General features: G+C 42.3%; 10 protein-coding genes. 4 read left to right on the top strand and 6 right to left on the bottom strand.

The window, feature by feature from the left end; genetic code table 11:
• Positions 1-492 precede the first annotated feature (492 nt).
• The 3 genes from hemG to C9J45_RS16355 are packed head-to-tail and all read right to left on the bottom strand — an operon-like array spanning position 493 to position 3,158.
• Complete coding sequence (gene hemG, locus C9J45_RS16365) at positions 493-1,029, bottom strand: menaquinone-dependent protoporphyrinogen IX dehydrogenase (protein WP_107291267.1); 537 nt, start codon at positions 1,027-1,029, stop codon at positions 493-495.
• Positions 1,030-1,039: 10 nt separating this feature from the next.
• A complete protein-coding gene (locus tag C9J45_RS16360) occupies positions 1,040-2,497 on the bottom strand; it encodes a TrkH family potassium uptake protein (RefSeq protein WP_107208109.1) in 1,458 nt (485 codons plus the stop codon).
• Between the two features lie 34 nt (positions 2,498-2,531).
• A complete protein-coding gene (locus C9J45_RS16355; RefSeq protein WP_107247607.1) occupies positions 2,532-3,158 on the bottom strand; it encodes a YigZ family protein in 627 nt (208 codons plus the stop codon).
• Positions 3,159-3,424: 266 nt separating this feature from the next.
• On the opposite strand from C9J45_RS16355, the gene fadB reads away from it, so the two are divergent.
• From fadB to C9J45_RS16340, 3 genes are all read left to right on the top strand, one after another.
• Positions 3,425-5,593 (top strand): fatty acid oxidation complex subunit alpha FadB, encoded by a 2,169-nt coding sequence (gene fadB, locus C9J45_RS16350; protein WP_105061242.1) that lies wholly within the window; start codon positions 3,425-3,427, stop codon positions 5,591-5,593.
• A 16-nt stretch (positions 5,594-5,609) separates the two neighbouring features.
• Positions 5,610-6,776 (top strand): acetyl-CoA C-acyltransferase FadA, encoded by a 1,167-nt coding sequence (gene fadA / locus C9J45_RS16345; protein WP_107208106.1) that lies wholly within the window; start codon positions 5,610-5,612, stop codon positions 6,774-6,776.
• Between the two features lie 243 nt (positions 6,777-7,019).
• The gene (locus C9J45_RS16340; protein WP_105061244.1) at positions 7,020-8,000 is read left to right on the top strand and encodes an MDR family oxidoreductase; all 981 of its coding nucleotides are present in this window, start codon (positions 7,020-7,022) and stop codon (positions 7,998-8,000) included.
• 58 nt (positions 8,001-8,058) lie between these two features.
• On the opposite strand, the gene C9J45_RS16335 is transcribed toward C9J45_RS16340, so the two are convergent.
• Positions 8,059-9,003 carry a LysR family transcriptional regulator gene (locus C9J45_RS16335; RefSeq protein WP_107208105.1) on the bottom strand — a complete coding sequence of 315 codons (945 nt, stop codon included), beginning with the start codon at positions 9,001-9,003 and terminating at the stop codon, positions 8,059-8,061.
• Positions 9,004-9,120: 117 nt separating this feature from the next.
• Positions 9,121-9,300, bottom strand: a complete 180-nt coding sequence (locus C9J45_RS16330) for a hypothetical protein (protein ID WP_005372235.1) — start codon at positions 9,298-9,300, stop codon at positions 9,121-9,123.
• A gap of 141 nt (positions 9,301-9,441) precedes the next feature.
• On the opposite strand from C9J45_RS16330, the gene tusA reads away from it, so the two are divergent.
• The gene (gene tusA / locus C9J45_RS16325) at positions 9,442-9,690 is read left to right on the top strand and encodes a sulfurtransferase TusA (RefSeq protein WP_005372237.1); all 249 of its coding nucleotides are present in this window, start codon (positions 9,442-9,444) and stop codon (positions 9,688-9,690) included.
• Positions 9,691-9,789: 99 nt separating this feature from the next.
• On the opposite strand, the gene C9J45_RS16320 is transcribed toward tusA, so the two are convergent.
• The gene (locus C9J45_RS16320) at positions 9,790-10,035 is read right to left on the bottom strand and encodes a hypothetical protein (RefSeq protein WP_199187142.1); all 246 of its coding nucleotides are present in this window, start codon (positions 10,033-10,035) and stop codon (positions 9,790-9,792) included.
• Positions 10,036-10,140 lie beyond the last annotated feature (105 nt).

The following is a 10,140-nucleotide window of genomic DNA, read 5'->3' as shown; positions in this document are numbered from 1 at the left end:
CAGCGTTCAATCTGAGCCATGATCAAACTCTTCAATTAAAGTTTTTGTGGTCTTTCGACCGGCTCAATGAATACTGTTAAAATACCGCTAACTAAAAGCTAGTTAGGATATTTGAATTGACTGTGCCGATATTTCTATCGTTTTGGTCACTAGTATCATTGATAAATCTTTCGACTTAACTTTTCAACGAGTGCCCACACAGATTGCATGGTCAAATTGTTAAAGAACAATCTTCAGCGAAACTAAAACTTTTAAACGTTTCAGGCTTTCGTTGAAGTGGATGGCCATTCTAGCGAAATAAGCTGTCGTGTCAAACACTTTTTTCAACTTATTTTATTAAATCTTTCATCCTATCGTCACTTCCCGAAATCCTTACTGGAAGCCGTTATCGCGTCGATGTGGCGGCATTATAGAGACAAAATGAGGCTTAGCAAGCAATAATTAACTTTTCTTTTAAAAAAGAGCACGTTAGTTCAAAAAGCAATCAACTCCCTATTTTTCATTCCGTTGCTGCATAAATTGCGTAGCAAAATCGCTCACTTTATTCCAATCCGTGTATTCCACCTCTTTCGTCGTATCCGTTTCTCCACCTGTGATTTTCATAATTAACTTAATCATTGTGCGATCAAATAAGTTATAACGGGGATATCTTAGTGCGCCAGCAAAAACGCCGATTAACACAGGATGCCATGGTGACTTAATTAAGAACTTCTTAATATAAGCACTGCCCTCTGGCGTATCTTTGCCTTCTTTACGTGCAGTAAGATTCACACAGAAAAAAGCAACATTATATTGTGACAGTTCTTGTTGGTATTTATTGATAAATCGATACAGTTTCTTATTGAAGTGACCATAGCGAATAGAGGCGCCAACAAGCACACGATCATACAAATTAAAATCAACATTGGGCTCACTATGAATGTCTACATAGTCACAGTGGTACTGTTCACCTAATTGTTGCTCAATATGATTTAAGATTTTCTTAGTTTGCCCTTCACAACTCGAATGCAGCAACAATACCTTTTCCATAAGTGCTCCTTTAGTTACGCCAGAATGTCGGCGTAAATAAAACTAATAATGTAAAGACTTCTAATCGACCAAATAACATCGCAATAATTAATATCCATTTTGCGGAATCATTAACTTCACCAAAGTGGACAGCGACTTCTCCTAAACCGGGGCCTAAATTATTAAGTGTGGCTGCAACAGCTGAGAATGCAGTCAGCTCATCAAGCCCGGTCGCGATTAATGCCAACATGCAAACCACAAACACTAAGGCATAAGCCGAGAAAAAACCCCATACAGCATCAACGACTCGCTGAGGTAATGCTTTATTACCTAACTTAATAGTGTAAACCGCACGCGGGTGAACAAGACGTTTTAATTCACGTACACCTTGCAAAGAAAGTAGTAAAATTCTTATCACTTTCATACCGCCACCCGTTGAGCCTGCACATCCTCCTATAAATGAAGAGAATAAAAGCAGCACCGGTAAGAAAAGCGGCCAGTCAGAAAATCCTGTGGTCGTAAACCCTGCGGTCGTTGAGATAGATACGGTTTGAAATAACGCCTGATCAAACGCCGTAAAATAGGAATCATAAGGGCTATGTTTGAGTAATAAACCAAAGCAGATACCAAATAAAATCACCTGCGCACCGAGAAATGCGCGAAACTCAGGATCACGCCAATAGGTTCTTAAGTGCACACCACCATTACCGAAGGCTGCAAAGTGCAAAGAAAAATTACACGCTGAAATTAAAAGAAACACCACGGTGATCATATTAATCGTGGGACTATTAAAATACCCGATACTGGCATCGTGGGTAGAAAAACCACCAATAGCGATAGTTGAGAAACTATGTGAGATAGCATCAAAAGCTGACATCCCTGCTAACCAAAATGCGAGTGCGCAAGCAATAGTTAAGGCAAGATAGATATACCACAAGGTTTTTGCTGTCTCAGCAATACGCGGCGTCATCTTACTGTCTTTTACCGGTCCCGGAATTTCTGCTCGATATAACTGCATCCCACCGATACCCAGTACGGGTAAAATGGCGACAGCAAGTACGATGATCCCCATACCACCAAACCACTGTAATAACTGGCGATAAAACAAAATCGCTTTAGGCAGATAGTCAAGGCCGACAATAACGGTCGCTCCTGTGGTTGTCAGCGCGGAAAATGATTCAAAAAAGGAGTCTGCGACTGACAAATCAGGTGTTTTAGATAATAAAAATGGGATTGCACCGGCACTACCAATAACCACCCAAAATAAGACAACAATAAGAAAACCGTCTCGAGCTTTTAGTTCATGGCGATGTTGTCGGTTTGGTAGCCACAATAAGCCACCACCTGTAATAAGAATAAAAAACGTCACGACAAACGGGAAACCCGCACCATCACGATAGATCAATGCCACCAGTGCAGGGATAAGCATGGTGACACTAAATAACGCGAGCAATAGCCCGACGATTCGAATAATTGAACGAAATTGCATGGCCTAAGCGGCTCTCACCTTAATATGGAAATGATTATGTATCTGAAGCCGAGCCTACAATGATGCGCCCGCCACTACGATTGGTTAATTTGGCACGAAACTCTTCCACTATACGATTATCTAGCTCTATCTGCATAGTGACTTGATTACCATAATCGGCATGTAACTGAGTGCCATTGTATTCACTTAATAATGCTTCAACTAAAGACACTTGATTATATTCACAACTCAAATGCAATGTTGAAGTGATCACTTTTTCTTTTGTTTCGAGTAATGTCAGGGCTTGCTGTACCCCACCACCATAAGCTTTTACTAACCCACCAGTACCTAAACGAATACCACCATAGTAACGTGTTACAACAGCGGTCATTTCACCAACACCAGAGCCTGTTAGCTGGGCCAATATAGGCTTACCAGCGGTGCCTGATGGTTCGCCATCATCACTAAACCCCCATTTCATTGAGTCACTCGGGCGACCAGCGACAAATGCCCAGCAATTATGGCGCGCATCATGGTGACGCTCTTTAATTTGCTGTACGAACAGTTTCGCAGCCTCAATATTAGGGGTATGCGCTAAATAAGTAATAAAGCGACTTTTCTTGATCTCTTCTTCAAATATCACTTCTGCAGTAGGAACAAGATAAGGTTCAGAATTCGACATTATTTACGCCTTAATGATAAAGGGGTGGCAGGATACCACATTCCTCTCTATCTCATAGTGCTGTCGTTAACACCCTGTTATTACGCCATGCGTCAACTCACACCTTGTCTTGAAGTTGAGTCATTTATCATAAATGTTAAACAAATGTTTAAATTAGTGTTTGAATTTGTTTCTTTTAGGGTTCACACTTAGTTTATACCTACAACAGGTCAAACCAGTTAAATCAAACCAAATCCAGCGTAGACTGGAACATATGGAGATAGAACATGATTTACCAAGGTGAAACCCTATCCGTTAGCTATCTGGAAGATGGTATTGCGGAGATCAACCTTAATGCTCAAGGCCCAGTGAATAAATTCAATATTTCGACACTGGAAAGCTTCAACCAAGCACTTAATGCGTTGTATCAGCAACCCGATTTAAAAGGGGTAATCATTACCTCAGCAAAAGACGCCTTTATTGTCGGTGCGGATATTACTGAGTTTCTCGGACTATTTGCCAAACCAGAACAAGAACTTTCACAATGGCTTTCTCATGCCAATGACATCTTTAATAAGCTTGAAGATCTCCCTGTACCGACGCTTTCAGCCATTAATGGTTATGCGTTAGGTGGCGGTTGTGAGTGTGTACTTGCTACAGATTTTCGTGTTGCTGACACCAAAGCACGTATTGGCCTGCCTGAAACCAAGCTAGGGATCATGCCGGGCTTTGGTGGCACTGTAAGACTGCCGCGTTTAATTGGTGCTGATTCAGCAATGGAAATCATTACCGCAGGTAAAGATAAGAAAGCACAAGACGCTTTAAAGTTGGGACTGGTTGATGCTGTTGTTGAAACTGACAACTTGAAGTGCGCCGCACTGGCAATGATAAAAAGTGCGATTGAAGGAAAACTAGACTGGCAACAACGTCGAAAACAAAAACAAGCACCGCTCTCGCTTAATAAAATAGAAGCCACTATGAGCTTCTCGACAGCCAAAGGTATGGTCGCCAAAGTCGCTGGTAAACATTACCCTGCACCTATGGCTGCTGTGGCTACTATCGAACAAGCCGCACGATGCGCTCGAGATGAAGCATTAGTGATAGAAAACCAGCATTTTGTTCAATTAGCCAAAACCGATGTTGCTCAAGCATTGGTTAGCATTTTCTTAAACGATCAATATATTAAAAGCCAAGCCAAAAAAGCGTCAAAATCAGCAAAACCGACAGAGCACGCCATGGTATTAGGCGCAGGTATTATGGGTGGTGGTATCGCCTATCAATCAGCGCTAAAAGGCACGCCTGTTTTAATGAAAGATATTGCTGAAGCTTCATTGAGCTTAGGCATGAATGAAGCGGCCAAGCTGTTAAATAAACAACTTGAGCGTAAGCGTATTGATGGTTTAAAAATGGCTTCCGTTCTGTCATCCATTACTCCGAGTTTACATTACGCTGGCGCAGACAGTGTCGATATCGTAGTGGAAGCTGTCGTTGAAAATCCAAAAGTAAAAGCGGCGGTATTAGCTGATGTTGAAAACCAAGTTACCGACGACACCGTGATTGCTTCAAATACCTCAACTATTCCAATTAACCTACTAGCCAAATCACTTAAACGTCCTGAAAATTTCTGTGGCATGCATTTTTTCAACCCCGTTCATCGCATGCCATTAGTTGAGATCATTCGCGGTGAAAAAACATCAAAAGAGACCATTGATCGCGTTGTCGCTTATGCTGCGAAAATGGGTAAATCACCAATTGTTGTTAATGACTGCCCAGGGTTCTTTGTGAACCGCGTGCTCTTCCCTTACTTTGCTGGCTTTAGCTTATTGCTTAAAGATGGGGCTGATTACATTCAAATCGATAAAGTCATGGAAAAAGAGTTTGGTTGGCCAATGGGTCCTGCTTATCTACTCGATGTTGTCGGTATTGATACGGCGCATCACGCGCAAGCGGTCATGGCAGAAGGTTTCCCTGATCGTATGGGGAAAAATGGTAAAGATGCCATTGATGTGATGTTTGAAGCACAGCGTTTCGGTCAGAAAAACGGCCATGGTTTCTTTAGCTACTCTATCGATCGTAAAGGTAAACCGAAAAAAGCCGTGTCAGATAAGACAGAAGCACTTCTCGCCCCTGTTTGCCAACCAAATACAGCGTTTACCAGCGACGCTATTATCGCTCGTATGATGATCCCTATGATTAATGAAGTGGTGCGTTGTTTAGAAGAAAACATTATCGCCACGCCAGCCGAAGCCGATATGGCGTTGGTGTACGGTTTAGGTTTCCCACCATTTAGAGGTGGTGTGTTCCGTTACCTTGATAGCTTAGGGCTTGCCAATTATGTTGCACTGGCCGATCAATATGCCGAATTAGGTGCATTGTATGAAGTACCAAAAGGACTACGAGAAAAAGCCACTAAAGGCGAAACGTACTATAACCATACCACTAACCTGAACGCTTAAGGATGAGGGCATCATTATGAATAACGTTGTAATTGTTGATTGTATCCGCACCCCGATGGGACGTTCAAAAGCTGGGGCTTATAGGAACGTTCGCGCCGAAGATCTTTCTGCTCACTTAATGAAAGGTTTGCTTGAGCGTAACCCACAACTCGATCCAAACAATATTGAAGATATTTACTGGGGCTGTGTTCAGCAAACCTTAGAGCAAGGTTTTAATGTCGCACGTAATGCCGCACTCTTAGCAGGCATTCCCCATTCTGTTGGTGCGACAACGGTTAATCGCTTATGTGGTTCATCAATGCAGGCGATACATGATGCAACCCGCGCAATCATGGTTGGTGACGCGAAAACGTGCATTATCGGTGGCGTTGAACACATGGGACATGTACCAATGAACCATGGTGTTGATTTCCACCCGGGTCTGTCAAAATCCGTTGCAAAAGCGGCAGGTATGATGGGACTAACCGCTGAAATGCTAGGTCGAATGCATGGTATCAGTCGAGAAATGCAAGATGCCTTTGCTGCACGCTCTCATCAACGAGCTTACGCAGCCACAGTTGAAGGACGTTTTAATAACGAAATACTCGCCACAGAAGGTCACGATAGCGATGGGATTTTAAAGCGCTTTGAAACCGATGAAGTTATTCGTCCTGAAACCACCGTAGAAACCTTGAGTCAGCTTCGCCCTGTTTTCGATCCCGTTAATGGTACGGTTACCGCAGGTACCTCTTCGGCCTTATCTGATGGTGCATCTGCTATGTTATTAATGGATGAGCAACATGCTCGTGATTTAGGGCTCCGTATTCGTGCGCGCGTAAAATCGATGGCCGTTGCAGGCTGCGATCCTTCGATTATGGGCTATGGCCCAGTACCTGCAACTCAAAAAGCACTCAAACGAGCGGGCTTAACCATCGATGACATCGGAATGATAGAACTCAATGAAGCCTTTGCAGCGCAATCGCTCCCTTGCGCAAAAGACTTAGGTCTACTCGATAAAATGGATGAAAAAGTCAATCTCAATGGCGGTGCGATTGCACTTGGGCATCCTCTTGGCTGTTCAGGCTCTCGTATTTCAACCACATTAATAAACTTAATGGAAAGCCATGACGTTGAGTTTGGTTTAGCGACCATGTGTATTGGTCTTGGTCAAGGTATTGCGACCATTTTTGAACGCGTAGAATAATAGACACGCTTCTGACACAAAAAGCTTACCCTCACGGTAAGCTTTTTTTATTCTCGCTATTTATTTTTTATATTAGGGATATACTCAATCAGACTATCTACCTAAAAGATAAAAGACGATTTCAACGAATATATGCTAGGTGTACATAGATACCATGATTAAGTTTCATTTTATTCATCACTAAAAGTCGATATACACTTATCTTACATTCACTGTCGAACATGAATTTACCGGAGCATTGCTATGTTTAAAGCACTCGTACTAGAACAAGAAGATAAAAAAACAATTGCAGGTATTCGTCAGCTAGAAACATCAGAGCTTCCTGAAGGTGATGTATTAATTAATGTTGATTACTCTTCACTGAATTACAAAGATGGTTTAGCGATCACCGGTAAAGGTCGCATTGTTCGTCAATTCCCAATGGTTCCAGGTGTCGATCTAACGGGTACTGTCGCTGAGTCTTCAGATAACCGTTACAAAGCTGGTGATAAAGTTGTCTTAACTGGCTGGGGTGTCGGTGAAGGTCACTGGGGTGGCATGGCAGAAAAAGCACGCCTAAAAGCAGATTGGTTAGTACCGCTACCTGAAAAATTCGATGGCAAGCAAGCCATGATGATTGGTACTGCAGGCTTAACAGCAATGCTTTGTGTACAAGCGCTTATTGATGCTGATGTAAAACCAGAAGACGGTGAAATTTTAGTTACAGGTGCAAGTGGCGGTGTTGGCTCTGTTGCTGTGACTTTACTTTCTCAACTAGGCTACAAAGTAGCGGCAGTGACAGGTCGCGCAGAAGTTAATGGCGACCTACTGAAAAAGCTTGGCGCAACAACAATTATTGAGCGTAGCGTATTTGAAGAGCCTGCTCGCCCATTAGATAAACAACTATGGGCTGGTGCTATTGATACTGTTGGTAGCAAAGTATTGGCAAAAGTATTGAGCCAAATTAACTACAATGGTGCGGTTGCTATTTGTGGTCTTGCTGGCGGTTTTGATTTACCAACAACAGTAATGCCATTTATTCTTCGTAACGTTCGCCTACAAGGTGTAGATTCTGTAATGTGTCCGTTCGAGAAACGTCAACAAGCTTGGCAACGTCTATCTGAAATTCTACCAGCAAGCTACTTTGAACAAGCTTGTCGCGAAGTAGAACTTGAAGAAGTTGCAGAATGTGCTGAAGCGATCACTAATGGTCAAATCACAGGTCGTGTCGTTATCAAGCTTTAATCGATAACCCCACACCAACTAAGAAGGTCAGTCATTGTGCTGGCCTTTTTGTTATCCGCTACTTTATTAAACCCATATCAAGGATCCGCGAATCAATCAGCCGACTACACTCTTCTTTTATAATATTACGTAGCCATATTTGCGATGCTGAATGCTCACACCGTGAATGCCAAATAAGAGAGTAATCAAACGGTTTAAACTCAAACGGCAGCGGTTTAACCACCAAGTCATAACGTTCTGCGACTAAATACGCGAGATCGGCAGGAACGGTAATAATCAGCGGCATGATCTTGAGCACCGCTAATGCGGCTTCTAAGTGGTATGCCCGTAGCACCAATTTAAGTTCAGGGTAGCCACGCAACTCATCATCAATTAATGACTTAACTCCATCACTAATCGCTATCATGGCATGAGGGTACGTCAGGTAATCATCAAACGTTAAGGGCTTATTAGCTAACGGGTGATCGGATGCTATCAAGCAAAATACACTCACTAAACCAAGTTGCTGATGACAAAGTGAATCAATATCTCCAACAGGGCGACAAATTGCCATGTCACAACCGTCACTGGTTAATTGCCCCAATAGGTGATCATGTTGCAGTGGTGCAAACTCTAATGAGATATGTGGCGCTTCTTGATAAATTCGCGGCAAAGCAAAAGGCAAAATGGTTTGCATCGCATAGTCTGTTGTCGCAATTTTGAACCGCTGATCACACTGGCTAGGCTGAAAATCATTAGGCGTTAATAAAAGACGTAACGACTCCAAAGGGTCATTTAACAGCTCATTGATCTCTAATGCTCGTTGAGTTGGAATTAGTGCCTGCCCCTGTCGGGTAAATAAGGGATCATGTAATAAATCACGTAATCGACCTAACACACGGCTCATGGCTGATTGGCTTAAATTCAAACGAACAGCTGCACGACTAACGCTTCCTTCATCCAAAAGAACTTTCAGTGCTACCAACAAATTTAAGTCACGACGATAAACTTCTTCTAGTTCCATCAGGCTCTCAGGGACTCGGAATTAATCAAATGTGACAATATTATGAGGGGATAGATAAAAAAAATCCCGCTTTAATCGCGGGAAAACCCAAGATGATGGGTGTTGGTTATGAATAAATTAGTTTTCTTCTTCCAATTCAGCATCGCTGGTCAGTTCAAACCATAATCCAAGAGCCGCTGAAAACAGGCCGCCAATAGCAAAAATGCCCATATCATTTGAACTGGTTAACATGATGGTGCAGAACGAGATAAAACACAGCACGGCATAAATTGTCAGTCTATCCATTGATGTCAGCATACTACTTCCCCCTAATCCTTCAGAAAGAAAAGTTAATAACTTGTTAATTACGTTACACAGTATATCTTGATTTGCCAAGTGTTATTGATTAATTCTTGTCCATAAGTATGATCTACCACTTACTAATTAGATGTGTATGTTATGACTGCTATTTTTGATAATCCGACCCACAGCCTAGAAGCGCAAGGACTACGCTGCCCTGAGCCTGTGATGATGGTTCGTAAAACGGTAAGGAAAATGGCCGAAGGCGAAACCCTATTGGTATTGGCTGACGATCCGTCAACGACACGCGATATTCCCAGTTTTTGCCGCTTTATGGATCACACACTGCTTGCCGCAGAAACAGAAAGCGTTCCTTATCGCTTTTTGATCCAAAAAGGCACCAACTAAGCACTGACAAAAATACCAAAATAAATAACAAAAAAGGCAGCCCTTTAAATTAGGCTGCCTTTTTAATTACTATCACATTATCTCTAACGTGAAAGAACACTACACATCATTCATTTTTTGACGTAATGCTGCTAACTCATTATGCAAATCACGTATTTCTTTTTTAAGCGGTAAGACATAACGCAATCGAACTAATGAATCTAACGCCAGATATAAGGTAACAAGCGCCCCTACTACCATAGGAAGCCACATGTCCGTTAAGACCATACCAAAGATATTCAGCACCAATGCCAAGTGAAATAACCAACATTGGCTTTTCAGCGATAGCGCGAGAAACTGAGCCATACTCCCTCCTGCAATTACAGCAAAACGAACCAATGACATAACTTCATTTACTCTAGCATGAGAGAATTAACGCTTCTTATCGTGCTATCACACTTCATCATAATG

The organism is Photobacterium sp. GB-1 (assembly GCF_003026165.1).
In the GTDB taxonomy this organism is placed as follows: Bacteria; Pseudomonadota; Gammaproteobacteria; order Enterobacterales; family Vibrionaceae; genus Photobacterium.
This window is presented reverse-complemented; position numbering and strand designations above follow the sequence as displayed.

What these genes read in the sequence shown, in the direction of transcription:
- hemG (WP_107291267.1), bottom strand. Translation starts at nt 1,029, where the DNA reads ATGGAAAAGGTATTGTTGCTGCATTCGAGTTGTGAAGGGCAAACTAAG.
- C9J45_RS16360 (WP_107208109.1), bottom strand. Translation starts at nt 2,497, where the DNA reads ATGCAATTTCGTTCAATTATTCGAATCGTCGGGCTATTGCTCGCGTTA.
- C9J45_RS16355 (WP_107247607.1), bottom strand. Translation starts at nt 3,158, where the DNA reads ATGTCGAATTCTGAACCTTATCTTGTTCCTACTGCAGAAGTGATATTT.
- fadB (WP_105061242.1), top strand. Translation starts at nt 3,425, where the DNA reads ATGATTTACCAAGGTGAAACCCTATCCGTTAGCTATCTGGAAGATGGT.
- fadA (WP_107208106.1), top strand. Translation starts at nt 5,610, where the DNA reads ATGAATAACGTTGTAATTGTTGATTGTATCCGCACCCCGATGGGACGT.
- C9J45_RS16340 (WP_105061244.1), top strand. Translation starts at nt 7,020, where the DNA reads ATGTTTAAAGCACTCGTACTAGAACAAGAAGATAAAAAAACAATTGCA.
- C9J45_RS16335 (WP_107208105.1), bottom strand. Translation starts at nt 9,003, where the DNA reads ATGGAACTAGAAGAAGTTTATCGTCGTGACTTAAATTTGTTGGTAGCA.
- C9J45_RS16330 (WP_005372235.1), bottom strand. Translation starts at nt 9,300, where the DNA reads ATGCTGACATCAATGGATAGACTGACAATTTATGCCGTGCTGTGTTTT.
- tusA (WP_005372237.1), top strand. Translation starts at nt 9,442, where the DNA reads ATGACTGCTATTTTTGATAATCCGACCCACAGCCTAGAAGCGCAAGGA.
- C9J45_RS16320 (WP_199187142.1), bottom strand. Translation starts at nt 10,035, where the DNA reads ATGGCTCAGTTTCTCGCGCTATCGCTGAAAAGCCAATGTTGGTTATTT.